The sequence below is a fragment of the Sporolactobacillus sp. CQH2019 genome, assembly GCF_028765345.1.
In the GTDB taxonomy this organism is placed as follows: Bacteria; Bacillota; Bacilli; order Bacillales; family Sporolactobacillaceae; genus Sporolactobacillus.
This window is the reverse complement of the sequence record NZ_JARAJZ010000002.1, coordinates 242,077-262,112: the sequence shown is the minus strand read 5'-3', so window position 1 is coordinate 262,112 and position 20,036 is coordinate 242,077. Positions and strand designations below refer to the sequence as shown.

Genomic DNA, 20,036 nt, shown 5'->3' with positions numbered 1-20,036 from the left:
ACTTCCATAACGATTTGATAGATCAAGTGCCACGAAATCGGGAGTAACGATCGATAAACCTTCTATCATGGTTTATCCAACAACCAGGGACGAGCCTGCCGTCTAATTATTCGGGCTGTTTACTGCTGATATTTGGCGTTTTTCCGGTGATTTTGGCCACGATTCACAGGAATACGCTGCAGGCAGGAGGAAAAGATCCGGGTGTTTCTGCCATGTAACGCTTGTCCGCGCATGATATCCATTTTTTTCAGAGGAATAAATTGCCATTCGCATGAACATCGATAATGTTTTCACACCACGGCCCGCTGGATACATGAGTTGAGGGGATGCCCAGTAAAAAAATTATAAAAGATTCACATGCCGGAAGTCATTCTTTTTATGAAAATAATGTGAAAAGGTATTGAAAATATCTGTAAGCGTTTTTATAATATAAATGTATTGATAAATAATAAATTTAATTTCTAAATAAGAAATTAAAAGGGGGCGCCCAGGATGAAAAAATTGATGAAAACTTAGACAGAACATTTTTCTTTAGTAGTGTCATGCTTGCTCTTTTAACAAGTGCGAGAAAAAAGAACAGAGTGGATCCATGAATCAAGAAGAATCTTCTGTTTTCGATGGATTACTGAAGCAGGTTGAACAAGGAATAAAATTGAAGAAGAAGACATGCGTCAAGTGGTTCAACGAATAAACAAAGGAGAGCTTGCGATTGGAAAATAAAGTGATTCAGTTGAATCCGCGGGATAATGTCGTTGTTGCTCTGCAGGATATTGCCGCAAGGGAAAAGATTACTGTAGGCGATGAGGAAATTGTTGTTCTTGAAGCGGTAAAACGCGGACATAAAATAGCGATTAATGATATTGCAGAAAATAACGGCATCATTAAGTACGGAGCTCCCATCGGCCATGCAACACAAGCGATTCAAAAAGGAAATTGGGTCCACACACATAATGTGGCGACCAATTTGTCCGGGAAAATTGATTATACGTATCGGCCGGAGCTTCATACCCGGATCTATCCGAAAGACGCACGGACATTCAAGGGATATGTCCGTCAAGACGGAAAAGTAGGAATACGAAACGATTTATATCTGATTCCTACCGTAGGCTGCATCAATATGATCAGTGATCTAATCGTTGAGCGGTTCAAGCAAAATCACCCGGGCAACGGCGCTTTTGATGAAATCATTTCATTGAAGCATCCTTACGGATGTTCTCAGCTGGGCGGGGATTTACAGAATACACAGAAAATCCTGATCGACGCTGCGAAACATCCGAATGCAGGAGGTGTTCTCATTTTCGGACTCGGTTGTGAAAATAATCAGCTGGAAGCGATGAAGAAGCAGATGGGCGCTTATGATGAGTCGCGTATCCGCTTCATGATTTGCCAGCAGGTGGATGATGAAGTGGAGACAGGCGTTCGTCTGCTTGAAGAACTTAATGAGTATGCCTCAAACGATCGGCGGACGGATCTGCCGCTCTCTGAATTAAAAATCGGTTTGAAATGCGGCGGCTCCGATGGCTTTTCCGGCATTACAGGCAATCCCTTGCTCGGCAGATTATCAGATTTTGTTGTTTCACAGGGCGGGTCGACTGTTCTTACGGAAGTTCCGGAAATGTTCGGTGCAGAGACAGTTCTTATGGGCCGTGCCGTCAATGAAGAGGTTTTTCACAAAATTGTCAACCTGATCAATCATTTCAAAGATTATTTTGCTTCGTACAACCAGCCTATTTATGAAAATCCGTCGCCAGGCAATAAGGCGGGCGGCATTACGACGCTGGAGGACAAGTCACTCGGCTGTACACAAAAATCAGGCACTTCCGCTGTGGCCGATGTTCTGGAATACGGGGATAAAATTAGAAAAAAGGGTTTGTCATTGCTGCAGGCGCCGGGCAATGATCAAGTTTCGACTTCGGCACTGGCTTCGGCGGATTGCCAGATGATTTTATTTACAACCGGACGCGGAACACCTTTTTCCACATATGTTCCAACTCTGAAAATTTCGACCAACACGCAGCTTTATGAGAAAAAGAGAACATGGATCGATTTTAACGCTGGTCAGCTGCTCGACAGGAATATAGATGAAGTCACAAATCAGTTCATTCAGCTGATCATCGATACGGCGAGCGGAAAAATAACGAAGAGTGAATTACGCCATATCCATGAACTGGCCATTTTTAAAAATGGAGTCACCGAGTAATTAAAAAAGAGGTGTAATTTTATATGCTTAAAGAAAGTGATCTTCATAGAAGAACAAATGTTAGATGGAAAATAGGCGTTTTAATGTGGTTAGCGATTGCAATTAATTATTTAGACAGAGCCAATTTATCAGCGTCTTCGGCAGACATAATGAAAGATCTTCATATTAATAATGCTGAAATGGGTATCGTCATGTCTGCGTTTTTTTGGTCGTATATGATATTTCAAATCCCTTCAGGATGGTTTGCAGATAAAGTCGGACACAGAATAAGCATGGCTTTGGCAGTTGGTTGGTGGTCCCTGGCCACTGCTATAACGGGATTGGCACGTGGTTTAACTTCTTTACTTGGATTACGTGTTTTACTTGGAATAGGTGAAGCTGGAGCTATGCCCTCAAACAGTGGAATAGCCACTAGATGGTTTCCTGATCACGAAAGAGGAAAAATTTCGGCTTTCTATGATACAGGTTCAAAAGTGGGTACGGCAGTTGCGATGCCGCTGATTGTATGGATTGTCAGTAACTGGGGTTGGCAATTTTCATTTGTAATATCTGGGGTGATCGGGCTTTTCTGGGTGGCTATCTGGATTTGGTATTATAACGATCCGGAAAAACAAAGATATGTTAATAAGGAAGAATTATCCTATATCAGAAATGGCCAGAAGAAAAAAGAAGGCATAACCCAAGATCAGCCGATGAAATGGTATGAATTATTCAAATATAGAAACGTATGGGCTATGTGCTTTGGCTTCTTTACCTTGAACTATGCCATCTTCTTTTTCATTACTTGGTTCCCAAATTATCTTGAGGAAGCCAGAGGAATGGCTGCAATGAGTATGGGATTTACTGCGATGATTCCTCCATTGGTCGGTATTGTCGGAGAACTGATTGGCGGATGGGTAACTGATTATTTATATTTTAAAAAACATTGTTCTTTGACTTTTTCTCGTAAATTTAATCTTGTCATTGGGATGCTGTTAGCAACCTCAATCCTTTTCGCTGGTTTAACAGAATCTACAGTTATGAGTATTGCTCTCTTATCACTTTCATATGCGGGTCTTGCATTTGCTGCCGCTGCACTATGGTGCCTGCCTGGTGATGTCGCTCCAAAGAACATGACATCTACCTTAGGAGGAGTTCAAAACTGTGCTTCGAATATTGGTGGCATTGTAGGGCCAATCATAACTGGATTTATAGTCACTGCGACGGGATCATTTGTACCTGCCCTGGTTGTTTCGGGCATAGCTACTTTCTTAGGTGCGCTGACCTATTTATTCTGGCTTGGAAAAGTTGAACCAATAAAAGTTAAAGGGGAAAATGAGTGAGAAAAGATAGGGCATAGAGGGGTGTAGATTAAATAAATCTTGGGCTTTAGACTGTAATGAAAAATTTTAATTGATAAACAGCCTAAAACTAATGAAAGGAAAATATACTTATGCAAATGACTTTTAGATGGTATGGTAAAAAAGACGATAAAATTAAATTATCTGAAATCCGACAAATCCCCGGCGTTCGGGGAATCGTGGGCGCTTTATTCGATATTCCGGTCGGTGAGGTATGGCCGAAAGAACGGATTGCCGCTCTAAAAAAGGAAGTCGAAGACGCTGGTTTAACCCTTGAAGTGATCGAAAGTGTAAACATTCACGATGATATTAAAATCGGTCTGCCATCCCGGGATAAATATATTGAAAACTATAAAGAAACAATACGTAATCTAGCAGCCTATGGCATTAAAGTGATTTGTTATAATTTTATGCCGATCTTCGACTGGGTTCGAACGGACTTAGCTTATGTACTCCCTGACGGATCGACCGATATGGCTTTTGATCATAAAAAAGTCGAAGGCAGTCCGGAGGACATTATTCGTTCTGTCGAAGATAATTCCAATGGTTTTATCCTTCCCGGCTGGGAACCTGAAAGGCTGGCACAGGTTAAACAGTTGTTTGAAGCTTATAAAGATGTCGATGAAGAGAAACTGGCAGAAAATCTGGAATATTTTCTGAAGGCTATTATTCCCACCTGTGAGGAAGTGGGAATCAAAATGGCGATCCATCCCGACGATCCGCCGCGTCCTCTCTTTGGCCTGCCACGAATCTTTAAAAACCGTGACGATATGCTGAGAATTATGAACATGGTAGACAGTCCGTATAATGGTTTTACATTATGCACTGGAAGTTTAGGTGAAAATCCAAATAACGATGTTCCTGCCCTTATTCGCGAGTTTGGGGAAAAGAATCGCATTCCGTTTGCTCATGTTCGTAATATAAAACACACAGGGAATGGAGATTTCCATGAGTCGGCTCATTTATCTTCGGAAGGGTCGCTGGATATATATGAAATTATGAAAGCCTTTCATGAAACGGGATTCGACGGTTATATGCGTTCCGATCATGGTCGGATGATCTGGGGGGAAACCGGGCGTCCTGGATATGGATTATATGATCGCGCACTCGGACTCACTTATTTGAATGGAATGTGGGAGGTTCTGGATAAAAGTTCCAGAAAATAACAAATAAATCGAGATCAATACCTGATCTCTCCTTTGATTTTAAAAGTGCTACACGGTTTAGACCGGCTGTAGCACTTTTAAAATTTCTGCAAGAGTTAATAATTACAGGATTGCCTATACTAGGCGGTGCATATTCGTCTGGAAACGAGCTGCTCAGATAATGTCGATCTATCTTCCGAATGGAATTGTGAACTTCTGGTGCAGTTGTCAAGAAGTAATTGAAGAAAGTTTATCCTTCCACGCGGTGTCAGGAGAGAACGTGCTGAATTCTTTTGACAATGTTTAGCTTACAAAAGCGGGGGTCTAAACCCACCGTCTTTAGACGGTATCCGCTTTTAGCCTTATGTTTTCGTGTTCATACTTTTGACAGAGGTGAAAAGTATGGACGGCTATCAGAAAAGCGGTCATGCGGTCTACGATATCAAGTATCACGTGATCTGGGTGACGAAATATTGATATCAGGTGCTGCGAGGGCAGATTGCTATTCGGTTGCGTGAACTGATCCGACAGGGATGTGAAGCCCGTGGAGTAACGATTCTTCAGGGGAGCGTTGGAAAGGAGCCTATCCATCTGCTGATTTCCTGTCCACCGAGCCTTGCCCTGAGTAAAATCATGCAGTATCTGAAAGGACGCTCATTCAGACTGCTGCAGGTTGAGTTTTTCGAGCTGAAGAAACGATACTGGGGCCAATACTTATGGTCCAGAGGATACTTTTGTGCAACCGTCGGCAATGTCACGGAAGAAATCATTCGAAGTTATATTGCAAACCAGTCCAATAAGATCAAGGACGACATTTTCAAGGTTGACGACTGAGTTCAGTCAGCATTCAGTGTGCTAGGGCGCAAGGCCTTTCTATAAATGACAGAGATTATATTTCTACATAAAAATATTAAGAAGCGACAGCAAAAATCACGTATTCAGTTAAAGAGCGTTTTAAAAAGCTGGTTCAAAAAATTGATTTTTTCCGAGAACAGGATCAGGATGTTTTTGTAGTATCTACATCTAATGATTGATGGGCAGCAGGTGCTCGTTAATAAATTTCCCGACTATTTTATAAATGTCGATCAAAGGCTGATCAAAAATTCTAAAGAAACAAACGACTGAACGGAACCATTGCATCAACTGCTCTATTTTCTTATATAGAGCTTATCAGATTTTTACCTCCTTGGTTCATTTCTCCCATTTTTGGTTTCTAATTAGTAGTTGAAAGAAAATGACGACAGTCTCAGGCGGTTGTGATCGTTAATTAAACGATTAATCTAAAATTATGTAAAAATTTGGGGATGATCTAAATTGGGAACCTTTAGTTTATCCATCAACATTATTGTTCCGCTATGTCTTTTTTGTTGCATTGGCTACTTTACTCGGCAGCGACATCTGATCTCTGAAGAAGGCTACAGTCAATTAAATAAGCTTGTTTTTCGGATTTTACTGCCCAGTGGATTATTATATAGTACTTTTCATTCTAATTTTCGGCAGGGTTTTCCTATAAAATATGGATTGTTCGGAGCACTCGGCGTGCTGGCAGTTTTTTTGATAACATTTATTGTTATTGCTTGCACGCATTATCCGAATGAAAAAAAGGGGGTCATTATTCAGGGGATTTCCCGGAGTAATTTTGTACTTCTCGGTTTTCCGATTATTCAGTCCGTATATGGACCGCATATCGGTGCGACGGCGATCTTAATATCATTCGTTGTTCCGTTATTTAATCTATTGAGTGTTATTGCTTTGGAATTCTATTCAGGCGAAAAAGTAGATTATTTACATATGATTTGGAATATTTGCAGGAATCCGCTTATCCTAGGCAGTCTGGCTGGAATGGTCTTAAATCTTGTAAACTTTCCAATGCCTTATATTTTTGATAAGACATTGTCTCTTTTAAATGATGCAACGACACCGCTTGCACTTATAGCTTTAGGTGGAACGTTTCAATTTAAGGCTGTTAAAATCAATCTTATGACACTGATTTCAGTTAACTTCTGCAGGCTTGTGCTTATTCCATTCGTTTTTGTCGGATTGGCTATTATCATGGGTTTCCGCTATATTGAGCTGATGTCCCTTTTTATTGCGTTTGGTTCACCGACAGCTGTTTCTTCGGACAGCATGGCTCAGGAAATGAACGGGGATGTTGAACTTGCCGGGCAAATTGTGTTCTCGACTACGTTTTTATCGGTATTCAGCCTTTTTATTTGGATTTCATTGATGAAGGCCTATCATCTTATATAAAATCCATACGCTGAATCTTCATTTGCCGAAGGACTCGGCTATTTCGTTAGCAAGGTTCGCACAATGACAAGTGAGTTAGCAGGACACAGGATCTTTCTGAAAGCTACCCTCTTATTGTTCCGTTTTACAAATAGAAGCATTTCGGACGCTATAAGTTTAATTTTTTACTTGACAACTACTTACGGTAGCCTATAATTTTAATTGTTGGTTATATATAATAAACATTGTTTCTTAATAATAGACTATGTAAAAAGCAATCACTCTATAAAAAAATTTCTGAATATGTAAACGCTTTATGAATCGGGAGGCATGAAAATGAGTGAATTAATTACTGCAGGTGAACCGATGGTGCTTTTTATCGCAGATGAGCAGGGAGCGTTAAGCGAAGTCAGGCATTATACGCGGCATATGGCCGGAGCAGATGTGAATGTATCTGTCGGTGTAGCGCGATTGGGACATTCTGTGACCTTTTTGACCCAGGTAGGCAAGGATCCGTTTGGAAAGATTATTATTGATTTTCTGAAGCAGGAAAGTATTGATACGGCTCATGTGCTGACGACTTCCGAGTGGCCGTCCGGTTTTATGCTTAAGGGTTTGTCCGACAATGGCCGCCCGGAAACCACTTATTTCCGCAAGAGCAGTGCGACCTCGAAACTGACGAAAGACAGCGTGGCGGCGATTGATTTTTCGGGGGCCAGGATCCTTCACTTAGGCGGTATTCTGGCAGGATTAAGCGAGAGCGCTTATCAGACAACATTGGCACTTATTGAAAAAGCACGGGAAAACGGTCTGACGATTACTTTTGATCCGAATCTGCGCCCGGTGATCTGGAAGTCGGAAGAAGAGATGATCCGGCGTACGAATGAAATCGCCTGCCTGTGCGATGTCGTGGCTCCGAACGTTAAAGAAGGCCAAATTCTGACTGGGGAAAAAGAGAAGGAACGTATGGCCAATTATTATCTGGAAAAAGGGGTCAAACAAGTTATCATTAACCTGGTCGACATAGGTTCCTATACAAAGAAGAAGCTGCCGGACGGCCGTTATTCGGAGACCCTTGTCCCTAATTTCCAGACGAGCAAGGTCGTCGACCGAGTCGGGGCGGGAGATGGATTTGTTGCGGGGGCGGTTTCGGCGATGCTTGAAAATTTAAGCGATCGGGAAGTGCTGCTGCGCGGCAATGCGATCGGTGCCATTCAAATGCAGAATCTCGGGGATAATGAGGGGCTGCCTGACCGCGGTCGGCTGGATCGTTTTATGCACCAGACACAACTGGCCGCGATCTGACGTAGATTGAGAACGAATAACGGTACGCTTTAAGTTTGCGGATCCGGCAGCATTCAGTCAGGATCGAAACAGACGGATCCTGAAAATGTAACGATTGAAGCGGTACTTGCGGAATCCGTCGATTTATTTAAGAAACGCTGCACATGCGAAAAATTCATAAGGAAAGCTGTCCAAAGTCATCTTGAAGACTGCGGCAGCTTTTTTTGTTCCGTAAATTTCTGGTCGATCGCCATTACTTTATTCTTGACAGCCCGTTTCACTTATGAAAACATGAGCCGCTCTATTTCCGGCCGGCGTATCATCTTTACAGGGAGAGGACATGATAAGCGCATGTGAATACCCACGGAGGGCGTTTTTCCGAGTGTTCGGATATCCCGGATCACGGCGGGGGAAATCAAGGCGGTGCATGATTCTAATGATGAGCAAACACAGATATGTCAGGTTCAGCTTCAGGTGCTCCGGTCAGGTGTCAAAACGGCGTCATCTCCCAGATGCTTTCCTATTGCCGATGACGATAGAAAAGTTAGGAAAAACCCGGACCAGTCAGGTCTCCGGCTGCGGACAGGACGGCATTTGCCTGTTGCACCGGAGGGGGGTGATGATCGTCACAGCGTCTGGTGAAAACGCTTTTATATATTGTGATGAAGTGTCGGAAAGCATTCTTTATAATTTAACGTGTAAGGGAGGTGAGATTGATGGAGCTTGAGAAAAAAGAACTGATCGAATCGATTCTCGTCCAGAACGAACCGAGCTTATATGAGATCGAAAAGAATATGTTGCTGAGCACGGAGCAAATTCTGAAAATCATTCATTCAATTAACGAGCAGCTCGTTTCCGGTTCGATTGACGTCGCAGACGGACAACTGAAGATCTCAGCTAAATGCAGAGACGAACTGTACGCTTTGCTGATCGGCACGGATGATTTTGCCGCCCGTGACGATGTCGGCTTTCGGAAATGTTTGATTGAGCTGGAATTAATGACCCATGACGCGCATCACACGCTGCAGACGCTCTCCGATAAATTTTACGTCAGCAGGAACACAATGTATACGGATATGAAACAGATTAAGGAAGATTTAAAAGTGCAGCAGCTGGAGATCAGTTTTTCCCGAAAAACGGGCTATCAGATCACCGGCTCCGAATATCTGCTGCGCAATGATCTGGTTCAGATAACACGCCATCTGCTGAAATCTTTTTACGGCCGATCCTGCCTGAGCATTTTCGGCTTTGTGAATGAAGACGAACATGCAAAGCTGAAAGAACGATTGACGCTCATCGAAGAAAAGACTCAGATCCGGCTGACGGATGAACAGAGAGAAGAGCTTCCTTTTATTCTGGCAGTATTAATGAACCGTATCCGTTCTTATCCGGCTCCGTGGACTTTCAAGATTGAGAAATACGATATTCGTAATACGGTGGAGTTTCCGATTATCAAACATTGCCTGAACGACTTCTCTTTCTTAAAGGATGTGGATATTCTCTATCTTTCGCTTCACATTCTGTCTTCCAACCGGATTGAATCGGCTTTCGATTTTTTGAATAGTGAGGAGATCCTCTCGGCGGTTGATCAATTTGTCGAGATGCTGAAAAACAGGCTCGCCGTTCAATTTGTCAAAGAAACGGAATTTAAGGAAAAACTGCTGCTGCACGTGCAGCCGGCTATATTCAGAAATTTGTTCGGTTTTCGGATTAACAATCCGCTGACCGTCCGATTTATGAACGAGCACAAAGAGATTTACCTCTGTGTCGCCGATGCAGTCGAGCCCTTTGAACGGATTGTCGGGCATCCTCTGTCGAATGAAGAAATTGTTTATTTGGCTATGCTCGTCCTCGGCTGGCTCTACCAATCGAAAGAGAATCGGACTTTTTATTTTAAAGCGGCGGTGCTCTGCCCGAACGGGACATCGGTATCCAAACTTTTATTGGAGAATCTGAGGGGCATGTTTCCGCAAATTGAATTTATCGGAGCCTTTTCATTTCGCCAATTTGAACAAATGAACGTGGCCCTTGATTTTATTTTTACAACCAAACCGATCAGGAGCCAGGCCAGGACGATTGTCGTGCCGCCCTTTCTCGAACCGGAAAGCAGGAAGCGGCTCCGGGCATCCGTCTCCAGGATGATGAAAAGCGATGCCTCCATTCAGGCGAAGAGTGCCTTGAGCGCCATCAAAGGTCTGCTGCCGGAGGATAAACTTTATACGGCGGAAACGTTGCTGAAAGTTTATTTTGAAGGGAATAAAGAGTTTTCGCCTTTTCTGGCTTCCCGGTCGGAGGAAGCGGATTTCAGCGAAAAAAATATTCTGTTCATCAATGATCCGGTACCGTGGACGGACTGCCTCGATATTGTTTTTGCGCCGATACTCGGCAGGAAGACGGCAGACCGGGACTATCTCCGGCGCTGCAAGGCAGTTTTCTATAAGAATTACCGGCAGATGCTCATCGGTCCGAATATCTATCTTCCGCATACGGCGCCGACCGGCGAATCGCTCCGTCCGGATATCGAGCTTGCGTTTTTCAGACGGCCGGTCGCCGATCCGGATGGAAATTCAGTTCAGATCATGGTAGGGCTGGTTCCGTCGAAAACCAACAGACATGTTCCGCTTTTATTGATGCTGAATGATGTATTCGTCGATCGGCAGGCGCGTGAACAGCTGATTCATTCGAAAGATGCGTCTGAAGCAATCGGTATCCTCAAGGGAGGTGAGGCCGTGGGATATTAACGTTTTGGGAGCGGAAGAGGCCGCTCCCCCCATTTCGGATAATGAGGCCGTTTCTTCTTTAAATAGAAATTGAAAATAATCATACGAGGAGCGTTAAATCATGTTAGATTATCTGAAAAAAGAAGTTTGTGAACTGTCAAAAAGGGCGCAGCGCAACGGACTTTGCAAACATAAATCCGGTAATTTCAGTGCGCGTGATCCCGAAAGCGGCTTATTTGTTTTTACACCGACCGGCGTCGACAGAGAACTGCTGACCCCGCGGGATATGGTGGTCGTCGATAAAAATGTCCATGTCATTGAAAACCTGTCCGGATTGAGACCGACAAGCGAATTGCTTATGCATCTGAAAGCTTACGAAGCACGTCCGGATATAAAGGCCGTTGCCCATACACACTCGATGTATGCCACTTCTTTTGCCGTTCTCGGTAAAACGATTCCGGCCATTGTCTATGAATTACAGGCGCTCGGGGCTAAACGCGGCTATGTACCGGTTGCTCCGTACGGCCGACCGGGGACCTACGAACTGGCTGATCATGTCGCCGATACACTCAAAGATTCGGATGTGGCGCTGATGGAGAAACACGGAACGATCGGTGTTGGCAGCGATATATACGATGCTTTTCTGAAGGTTTCTTATTTGGAGGAACTGGCGCAGATGTATTATAACGTACTGACTGTGAACGGCGGTAAAGAACCGGAAGCGCTGCCTCCGTCGGAAATCGTGCAATGGGCATATCCGAAAGAGGTTATTTTTTCATAAGTATCTGGAGGCGATTCCGATGACGGAAGATAATTTGACGTTCGATTTATTTTTCAAAAAGGATCTGGTTTTTCTTGACGCGGAATGGGCGGATGCAGCGGATTTTTTTAAAAAAATCGCCGGGTTCCTTGAACGCGGAGGGTATGTTAAGCAAACTTTTTATAAAGCGATCACGGAGCGCGAACGAAACTATCCGACCGGACTGCAGACAGCGTCGGTCGGCGCGGCGATTCCTCATGCCGATCCCGTCCATATCCAAAAACCTTTTATTGCGGTCATCCGTCCGAAGCAGCCGATTGCGTTCGCGCCGATGGGCGGACGTCCTGATGATCAGAAAATCCAGGCGGAGATTATCTTTCTGCTCGGTGTGATGCGCAACGGTCTTCAGGTCAAAGTACTGCAGAAGTTAATGGGCATGCTATCCAATGAATCGGTCATTGATGAGCTGCTTCATACGTCGAGCGATGAGCAGGTTCTTCAAATCATTAAAAAATCATTTGCGGCGGAACAGGCCGTATAAAACATGAAGGAGTGCAGAGATCATGGCAAAAGTTATTGTGGCTTGCGGTTCGGGAGTTGCGACTTCACAGACGGTGGCATCCAAAATCAACAGAATGCTGAAGGAGCAGAACATTCATTCAACGGTTGAAGCGGTGGACATTAAATCGCTGGATAATTTTATCAAAGGCGCGGATGTATATGTGTCGATCGTCCGGACGAATAAAAAATTCACCATTCCTGTGATTAACGGCGTTGCTTTTCTAACGGGGATGGGCCAGGACAAAGAATTTGAAAAACTGGTTGATGCAATCAAGAAGGCGGATGCAAAGAAAGTGAAGTAAACATAAATTCAAGGAAAAACGGAGGGGAAAATCATGCAAGTGCTTAGGGAAGTTGTCAATTATATCCTTAATCTGGGTGCCCCGGTGTTTGTGCCGATTATCATGTTGATCGTCGGCCTGATCGCAAGAATGAAATTCAAAGATGCGTTTTCGGCAGCATTAACGCTGGGCATTGCTTTTACCGGTATGACCCTGGTCATTAATTTCATGACCGGTTCGATCAGTCCGGCCGCGCAGGCGCTTTCGCAACGGACCGGAATCACTCTGACCGCGGTGGACGGCGGATGGCCGGGCATGGCGGCGATATCATGGGCCTGGCCGTATGCCTTCCTGATGTTCCCGCTGCAGATCGGTATCAATATCGTGATGCTGATTTTTAACTGGACGAAGACATTGAACGTGGATATGTGGAACGTCTGGTCGAAAATATTCACTGCCGTGATGGTTTCCTATATCTCCGGAAGTTATGTTATGGGTTTTCTGGCGGCGGCTCTTCAGGTCGTTCTGGAACTCAAGGTCGGGGATATCTGGGGGCCGCGGGTCGAGAAACTGACGGGGATTCCCGGCGTGACGGTGCCTCATCATATTACGTTGTTGGCGAACATTCTCCATCCTGTAGAAATTCTGCTGAATAAAACGCCTGGCCTCAACAAAAAAGTGGATTCGGATTTTCTGAAAGAGAAGATCGGTATTTTCGGTGAAAACGAAGTCATGGGTGCCATCATCGGCCTGCTTCTCGGTTTCGCTGCCGGCTACAGCATCTCGGGTTCCCTGACGCTGGCTGTCCAGGCGGCCTCGGCACTTGTTCTGTTCCCGATGATCTCAAAATTATTCTCCCAGGCTCTATCGCCGATTTCTGAGGGAGTATCCGAATACATGCGCAATAAGTTTTCCGATAAGGAAGTGCTCATTGGGCTCGACTGGCCGATTCTTGCCGGCCGCAGCGAACTGTGGGTCGCCGTCATTATCACGATACCGATCCTGCTGATCTGTGCGATTGTGCTTCCGGGCAATGCGGTTCTGCCTTTTGCCGGCATTATTAATCTGTCGTTCGTTGTTGCGGCGCTGCTCCTGACCAATGCCAACATTATCCATATGTTGATTATGGGACTGATTACTTCACCGCTGTTTCTTTATGCGGCAACGTTCTTTGCACCGTATATTACGCGGCTCGGAAAAGCAGTCGGAACGGTTAAGATCCCACACGGCATGATGCTGAGCTGGAGCACCTTTGAATCACCTGATTTCCGCTTTCTGGCAGCTTTTGCAGCTAAATTTAACATTTGGGCTATTCTCGGCCTTGTCGCCTGGATGGTTCTGTTCTATTGGCTGTATAAAGACATCGACCGGCAAAACAAACAAGAAGTTGCCGCTGACGGCGAAAGCGAAGCGGATGTTTCATGATTAAGAAAACATTTTGGTATCTCATGCTGGGCCTGTCCTTTGCCCTCTTTGTCCTGACACTGGTTCAAAGCAATGTCTTTCTGCTGATCGCCAGTCTCGCCCTGGCTTTTCTCGTCCGCGTCAAGGGAAACAAAGTGCTGTTCGGTGCCTATGACCGGATCAGAAAAGAAAAGATTGAACGGCTCAAAAAAATGCGTGAATCTTAAGCCGCCGTGCCTGCTTCGCATGCAGCAGGCACGGCAGTCGCTTCAGATCCCGGATAAATCGAATAACCCAGGCCCTGACCGGGCGTGGGTTATTCGATGCTTGCGCTTCAATAATGATCCTGCTGCCGGGCAATGAAAGCAGCATTTGCTATCTTGCGGATTTGTTCTCAGAGCGACGCAGCATTTTTCCAGATGAGCACGCCGTTCTGCCCGCCGAAGCCGAATGAGTTGCTCAGAGCAAACCCGATCTTTCTATGATGCCGGCTGAGATCCGGAACAATATCCGCGGGTGCGGAAGCATCTTTTTGCCGGCAGTTGATGGTCGGAGGCAGCGTTTCCGTCTCCAGTGCTTTGATACAGGCGATGCTTTCAACGGCTGCCGCTGCACCCAGCAAATGTCCGACGGCTCCCTTGATTGAACTGACAGGGATCCGGTTTAAACTATTTCCGAAGACTTCATGCAGTGCGATGCTTTCTGCGGCATCGCCTGCCTGAGTAGCGGTCGCGTGCGCATTCACGTAGTCGATTTGCAATGGATCGATGTCCGCCTGATGCAGGGCGCGTGTCATCGCCAGCGCGGCACTGAACCCGGTCGGATCGGGGGCGGTTTCATGGTACGCGTCGTTGGTTGCTCCGTAACCGGAAAATTCCGCATAAATCTTCGCTCCGCGACGGACGGCATGATCGTAGGTCTCAAGAATCAGAATACCCGCCCCCTCACCCATGACCATTCCGGCCCGGCCGGCGTCAAACGGCCGCGACCAGGCGCCGGGATCATCCTCCGGTCCGGAAACGGCAAGTGCACCGGCCGATCGAAGCCCTGCCAGTATCACCGGGCTGAACAGGCATTCTGTACCGCCGGCAATGACCATATCCGCTTCACCGAGGCGAAGCCAATAACTGGCCTCGCCGATTGCATTCGCGGATGAGGCACAGGCGGTAGAATAGGTAATAACGGGCCCGTGAATGCCCCACTGCCTGGCAATCGTTGCTGCGGCGGCATTCGGAATCGATTTCGGAACAAGCCGCGGTCCTGCATGAGCCGCGCCGCCGGCCAGCCTTTTCATACCTTCGTCAAGTGTCTGCACACCGCCGAAAGCGCATCCCATAGCAATGCCGACACGATTTCCGTCATAGTCGCCGTTTAATTCCTCACGGCTTTTCCATCCCGCATTACTGAGAGCTTCCGCTGTCGCGGCCAGCGCCATTTGGCTGAAACGGTCGGTCTTTCTGATCAGCTTCCGCTCCATAAAATCCTCGGCCGAGAATGTCGCCGCTTCTGCGGTGACCGGGGCCCATTTCCTGAGCTGCTCATCGGAAGTCATCCGGACGGCGGTTTTACCTGCAATCAAATTTTCCCAGAAGGATGTAATTCCCTGCCCAAATGGGGTGATTGCACCCATTCCCGTCACGACAATTCGTGTTTTTTTCTGCACAAGTGACCCCCCCATTAAAAGGCAAAATTGTTAACATTTATTCATTTGCCTTCAAAATAATTGAAGATTATCAGTATATTTGAAACAATATAGAAGAAACAGAGGAAATAAATTTCAAGATTATGGTATCACATTTTTAAGTTTTCTGCTGTGCGGGAATCTCGTTTTTCGGGAATTCTGTTTTTAGAGGGAAACGAAAAATCGGATGAAACGGAAGGAGGTGAGATCTTGCGTTTTGCAGGAAAGGTCGCCTGCGTCACAGGGAGTTCCCGCGGCATTGGGCACAGGCTTGCCGTCCGTTTTGCCGAGGAAGGAGCCGATGTCGTCGTCAATTACGTGCGGAACGGCGAAGCAGCCAGAAAAACGGCTGCTGAAATAGAGGCCGCCGGACGACGGGCGCTAGTTGTCCGGGCAAATATGGCTGACGAGACGAAAATCAAGGAAATGTTTAATCAAATCAAAACCGTTTTCGGAAGAGTCGATATTTTTATCCACGGCGCCGCGTCCGGGAGAAACCGATCGACGATGGAGCTGGACACTAAGGGCTGGGATTGGACACTGTCCGTCAATACCCGTGCCTTTCTTATTGCGGTGCAGCAGGCGGTGCGGCTCATGCCGGAAGAGGGGGGATCCGTGATTGCGCTCTCTTCGTTCGGAGCGGATTATGTTTTTCCTTATTACGCATCGGTGGGCGCAAGCAAAGCTGCCCTTGAATCGCTGGTGCGTTATTTTGCCGTTGAACTGGCAGAACGAAAAATCAATGTCAATGCCATCGCCGCAGGAGCGGTTTACACGGATGCTTTGAAGCATTTTCCGGAAATGGAACAGACGATCAAACATTTGAAAGCAAAGATGCCGTCCGGCCGAATGGTTAATGCGGATGATGTTGCCAATCTGGCACTTTTTCTCTGCTCGAAAGAGGCTGAGATGATCCGCGGACAGACCATCCGGGTTGACGGCGGGGTCACTCTTCCGCTTGTCTGAAAGCGGCGCTGTCTTCGAGCCATTCGCTTTACAGACGACCGGAAGAAAACATACGGCAGGGAGATGCACTTGAAGATGGAAAAGCTGACGGAACAGGAAATTGAAAACAGGGTCAAAAAAGTCGTTGCCGCGCAATTGCAGGTGGATCAGGACAAAATTAAGAAAAACAGTCTGTTTGTCGATGATCTCGGTGCCGATTCCCTCGATCTGACGGAGCTGGCGATTGCGTTTGAAGATGAGTTTAATCTGGAGATACCTGAAGCGGATTTCGATGAAATAGCGACTGTATCGGGCGTCGTTGCCTATCTTTATAAGAAGTTGGAAGAGAAAGGGGACCGTTAATGTTTAATTTCCGCGGCAAGGTTTTATCGGAACGAAGGATCAATGAGTATCTGGACAAGGGAATATGGGAAAACGAGTCATTCGTTGATGTACTGAAAGCCGATGTTGAAAAAAATCCGGATCTCATTCATAAAGATGAACGGCAAAGCCTGAGCTACAAAGAATTATGGGAAAAGGTCGAAGCACTGGCAGCGGAATTCTACCGGATGGGCATCAGAAAGGGCGATCGCATTGCCATGCAGCTGCCTAATACACTGGATTATGTGCTGGCCATTTTTGGAGCTTCCCGGATCGGCGCCGTCAGCGTACTTCTTCAGGTTGATCTCGGAGAAAATGCGATCATCAAGAGCCTGAAACAATCACAGTCGAAATTGTGGATCACCGTCGACAGTTATCGTGGACACCATTTGTGGCAAAGAGCCTTGGAAATTAAAAAAGAGGTTCCCAGTCTGGTCAGCGTAATTGTTCAGGGTGATGTTGCCGGCGTTCCGGACAGCGTTCCACATTTCGAGGCGTTAAAAAACAGCGGCAGAAAGCTTTCAGAAGACGTTTTACAGGAGAATGCACCGGGACCTGCGGATGGGTTTGTTATGGTTTTTACTTCGGGAACGACGGGATCGCCCAAGGGCGTTGTGCAGCTGCACGGCAATTATTTGTGGGCCGCGCGGGCCTATGCAAAGAATTTTGGCTACATGCCGGGGGACTGTGTGCTTGATGTTGCACCGATTGCCCATCAGACCGGCATGCTTGCCGGCATTATGATGACGATCGCGACGGGCGGCCGGATCGTGCTGCTTGACCGTTTTTCAGCCAAACGCGTCCTCGATTGGACGGAGCAGGAAAAGGCGGCGTTTATCATCGGTGCGCCGCCTCATGTAACACACATGGCGAACTATTCCGGTCTGGAAGAGGCCGATACCTCGAGTGTTAAAGTTTTCATTTATGCGGGTGCATCCGTACCGAGCGCTATACTGCGGCGCCTTCAGGAAACAAGCGGCATTCAGGTCGGCTGCCTGTTCGGCTGGACGGAAGGTTTTGTCGCTACGCTGACCCGGCCGGACGATCCGATTGAAGCGGTCAGCAAAACGGTTGGATTTGTTGTGCCCGGCGAAGAAGTAAAACTGGTGGATGAAGAGGGAAAGGTTGTTGAAAGAGGCGAAGCGGGAGAGATGTGGTCCCGCGGTCCGAACTTCTGTGCCGGTTATTTTGAGCTTCCCGAATTCGCTGCGAAACAGTGGGACCGGGAAGGATGGTTTCATTCCGGCGATCTCCTTCGCCAGGATGAAAACGGCCGTTATACTTTTCTCGGCCGCTCAGACGATATCATCAATCGCGGGGGCACTAAGATTGACCCGAAGAGCGTAGAGGACGTTCTCGGCGGCTTTCCCGGAGTAGGGGCAGTCAACGTCGTCGGTGCCCCGCACCCGACTCTTGGCGCGCAGACTGTTGCCTGCGTTGTCCTGCAGGAAGGGCGGCAGGCATTCCGATTGGACGAACTGAGAGATTATCTGGGCGTGCATGGATTAGCGAAATTTCAGTTTCCCGATCGTCTGGAATTTTTTGACGAACTGCCGCGAACCGAATCCGGCAAGCCGAAAAAGAATGTACTGAGAGAATGGGTGCTTGAAAGAATCAAAGCCGATCATCTGTCGGCAAGCGAGAGAAAGTGAGATGTCGGTTCGATGAGTCTATTTGAGAACAGCTGGTTTAGAGCGGCCGAATTTCATAGTTCTTACAGCGAAGAGTCAATCAATCGGGCCAAAGCCGTTTATGAACGGGTTCTGACATTCTGCCGGGAGGAAGCGCCGGAATGGGGGGCGCGGATCGAACGGGAAGAAAGAATTCCCGATGAGTTTTGGAAGCGGATAGTTGCCCTCGGTTTCCATAAATTGACCATTCCCCGATGGGCAGGAGGAGAAGGCCTGCCGCTGGTGCTGTATCTTCCGTGCCTTGAAGAGATCGCCCATTGTCATGGAGCGATTCGCATGGCTTTCCATGCTTACAACAGCATTTGGAGAACGCTTAACAGAGCATCTTCCAGACAGCAGCAATACTGGCTGCCGAAACTTGTAAATGAAGGAAAATCGGCGGCTTTTGCTTTAACGGAACCCGATTACGGGACAGGCATCGATCTGCACACGATCGCCGGCGAAGAAGACGGACACTATGTTCTGAACGGCCGCAAACATCTGATCACATTTGCTGAAGAAGCCGCGTTTATTACAGTGATTGCTAAAATGGAAGGGGCGGCAGGCCGCAGCAGCCTGACTGCCTTCCTTGTCGCCAAGGATCATCCCGGAGTGATTTTCGAAGATATGGGATCGATGATGGGAGATATCGGCTGCACGCATGCCGTCGTCACTTTCGATCACTGCGAGGTGGGAGAGGAGGACATTATCGGCGGCATCGGCGGCGGATTTGACGTTGCGCTCCGGGCGTTTCTCGATCAGAGCCGGGTCGGCATTGCTACGTCAATGGTCGGGCTTTCTCAGCAGGCTCTGGATGCGGCGCTCGATTTTGTTCAGACAAGAAAGACATTCGGCAAAGCGCTTGTCAGCCGCCAGGCTGTGCAGATGAAACTGGCTGAGATGCAGATCGCGATTCAGAGTACCCGGATGCTGTGCGTGGATGCTGCGGAAAAATATGATTTAGGGGAAGATATATCGTCTGAAGCGGCCGTGGCAAAGGCGCAGGCGATTCAGACATCGCGTCTTGTAACGGACGGTGCCCTGAAACTGTTCGGCGGCATCGGTTACAGCAAGGCCAGTCCGGTAGAACGGCTTTACCGTGATGCCCGGTCGCTTTGGTTTGAAGAAGGGACAGACGATATGCAGAAAATGACCGTTGCTGAGGCACTGATCACGCATGCCCGCCGCCGGAGGCGGGAAAAGCGTCAGATGTAGGCGGTGCCGGGAGAGTCGGCGAAAGTGCTGAGAGACTCCGTTCACGTGCGGCAGCGCCTGCACAAAAATGATATCGGCGGATTTCACGAATAGAAATGCCCCCACAGTTGTCAAAATAACAACGTGCGGGCATTTTTTTTTTGCGGAATAATGCCCAGTGCCGGTCTGAGTCGAAGTGGATCTATCATAGGGAAACTTTGAAAAAAATTGAACAGGAGAC

General features: G+C 47.0%; 16 protein-coding genes and 1 pseudogene. 16 read left to right on the top strand and 1 reads right to left on the bottom strand.

The window, feature by feature from the left end:
* The first annotated feature begins 709 nt into the window (after nt 1–709).
* The 12 genes and pseudogenes from OYT88_RS04185 to OYT88_RS04130 all read left to right on the top strand — a co-directional run bounded on the left by OYT88_RS04185 (nt 710) and on the right by OYT88_RS04130 (nt 14,151).
* Nucleotides 710–2,200: a UxaA family hydrolase gene (locus OYT88_RS04185; RefSeq protein WP_274398145.1), complete on the top strand. Its 1,491-nt coding sequence runs from the start codon at nt 710–712 to the stop codon at nt 2,198–2,200.
* Between the two features lie 23 nt (nt 2,201–2,223).
* Complete coding sequence (locus tag OYT88_RS04180; protein WP_274398144.1) at nt 2,224–3,522, top strand: MFS transporter; 1,299 nt, start codon at nt 2,224–2,226, stop codon at nt 3,520–3,522.
* Between the two features lie 110 nt (nt 3,523–3,632).
* Nucleotides 3,633–4,706 carry a mannonate dehydratase gene (gene uxuA, locus OYT88_RS04175; RefSeq protein ID WP_274398143.1) on the top strand — a complete coding sequence of 358 codons (1,074 nt, stop codon included), beginning with the start codon at nt 3,633–3,635 and terminating at the stop codon, nt 4,704–4,706.
* Between the two features lie 381 nt (nt 4,707–5,087).
* Nucleotides 5,088–5,519, top strand: a pseudogene (gene tnpA, locus OYT88_RS04170) (IS200/IS605 family transposase).
* A 480-nt stretch (nt 5,520–5,999) separates the two neighbouring features.
* Entirely contained in the window at nt 6,000–6,935 is a 936-nt protein-coding gene (locus OYT88_RS04165; protein ID WP_274398142.1) for an AEC family transporter, read from the top strand.
* A gap of 315 nt (nt 6,936–7,250) precedes the next feature.
* Nucleotides 7,251–8,219: a sugar kinase gene (locus tag OYT88_RS04160; RefSeq protein ID WP_274398141.1), complete on the top strand. Its 969-nt coding sequence runs from the start codon at nt 7,251–7,253 to the stop codon at nt 8,217–8,219.
* A gap of 695 nt (nt 8,220–8,914) precedes the next feature.
* Nucleotides 8,915–10,939 carry a BglG family transcription antiterminator gene (locus OYT88_RS04155; protein WP_274398140.1) on the top strand — a complete coding sequence of 675 codons (2,025 nt, stop codon included), beginning with the start codon at nt 8,915–8,917 and terminating at the stop codon, nt 10,937–10,939.
* A 100-nt stretch (nt 10,940–11,039) separates the two neighbouring features.
* Nucleotides 11,040–11,699, top strand: a complete 660-nt coding sequence (locus OYT88_RS04150; protein ID WP_274398139.1) for a class II aldolase/adducin family protein — start codon at nt 11,040–11,042, stop codon at nt 11,697–11,699.
* Between the two features lie 19 nt (nt 11,700–11,718).
* Nucleotides 11,719–12,219 (top strand): PTS sugar transporter subunit IIA, encoded by a 501-nt coding sequence (locus OYT88_RS04145; RefSeq protein ID WP_274398138.1) that lies wholly within the window; start codon nt 11,719–11,721, stop codon nt 12,217–12,219.
* A gap of 22 nt (nt 12,220–12,241) precedes the next feature.
* Nucleotides 12,242–12,541: a PTS sugar transporter subunit IIB gene (locus OYT88_RS04140; RefSeq protein WP_274398137.1), complete on the top strand. Its 300-nt coding sequence runs from the start codon at nt 12,242–12,244 to the stop codon at nt 12,539–12,541.
* A 33-nt stretch (nt 12,542–12,574) separates the two neighbouring features.
* Nucleotides 12,575–13,945 carry a PTS galactitol transporter subunit IIC gene (locus tag OYT88_RS04135; protein WP_274398136.1) on the top strand — a complete coding sequence of 457 codons (1,371 nt, stop codon included), beginning with the start codon at nt 12,575–12,577 and terminating at the stop codon, nt 13,943–13,945.
* Nucleotides 13,942–14,151, top strand: a complete 210-nt coding sequence (locus OYT88_RS04130; RefSeq protein WP_274398135.1) for a hypothetical protein — start codon at nt 13,942–13,944, stop codon at nt 14,149–14,151. Before OYT88_RS04135 ends, OYT88_RS04130 begins: the two co-directional genes overlap by 4 nt.
* 167 nt (nt 14,152–14,318) lie before the next feature.
* On the opposite strand, the gene OYT88_RS04125 is transcribed toward OYT88_RS04130, so the two are convergent.
* Entirely contained in the window at nt 14,319–15,587 is a 1,269-nt protein-coding gene (locus tag OYT88_RS04125) for a beta-ketoacyl-[acyl-carrier-protein] synthase family protein (protein WP_274398134.1), read from the bottom strand.
* A 228-nt stretch (nt 15,588–15,815) separates the two neighbouring features.
* Here OYT88_RS04125 and fabL point away from each other — a divergent pair, with 228 nt between their 5' ends.
* The 4 genes from fabL to OYT88_RS04105 all read left to right on the top strand — a co-directional run bounded on the left by fabL (nt 15,816) and on the right by OYT88_RS04105 (nt 19,816).
* Entirely contained in the window at nt 15,816–16,571 is a 756-nt protein-coding gene (gene fabL / locus OYT88_RS04120) for an enoyl-[acyl-carrier-protein] reductase FabL (RefSeq protein WP_274398133.1), read from the top strand.
* A 75-nt stretch (nt 16,572–16,646) separates the two neighbouring features.
* Entirely contained in the window at nt 16,647–16,913 is a 267-nt protein-coding gene (gene acpP, locus OYT88_RS04115) for an acyl carrier protein (RefSeq protein ID WP_274398132.1), read from the top strand.
* Nucleotides 16,913–18,583, top strand: a complete 1,671-nt coding sequence (locus OYT88_RS04110; RefSeq protein ID WP_274398131.1) for a class I adenylate-forming enzyme family protein — start codon at nt 16,913–16,915, stop codon at nt 18,581–18,583. The genes acpP and OYT88_RS04110 overlap by 1 nt, the downstream gene beginning before the upstream one ends.
* Before the next feature lie 12 nt (nt 18,584–18,595).
* On the top strand, nt 18,596–19,816 hold the full coding sequence (locus OYT88_RS04105) for an acyl-CoA dehydrogenase family protein (RefSeq protein ID WP_274398130.1): 1,221 nt from the start codon (nt 18,596–18,598) through the stop codon (nt 19,814–19,816).
* Nucleotides 19,817–20,036 lie beyond the last annotated feature (220 nt).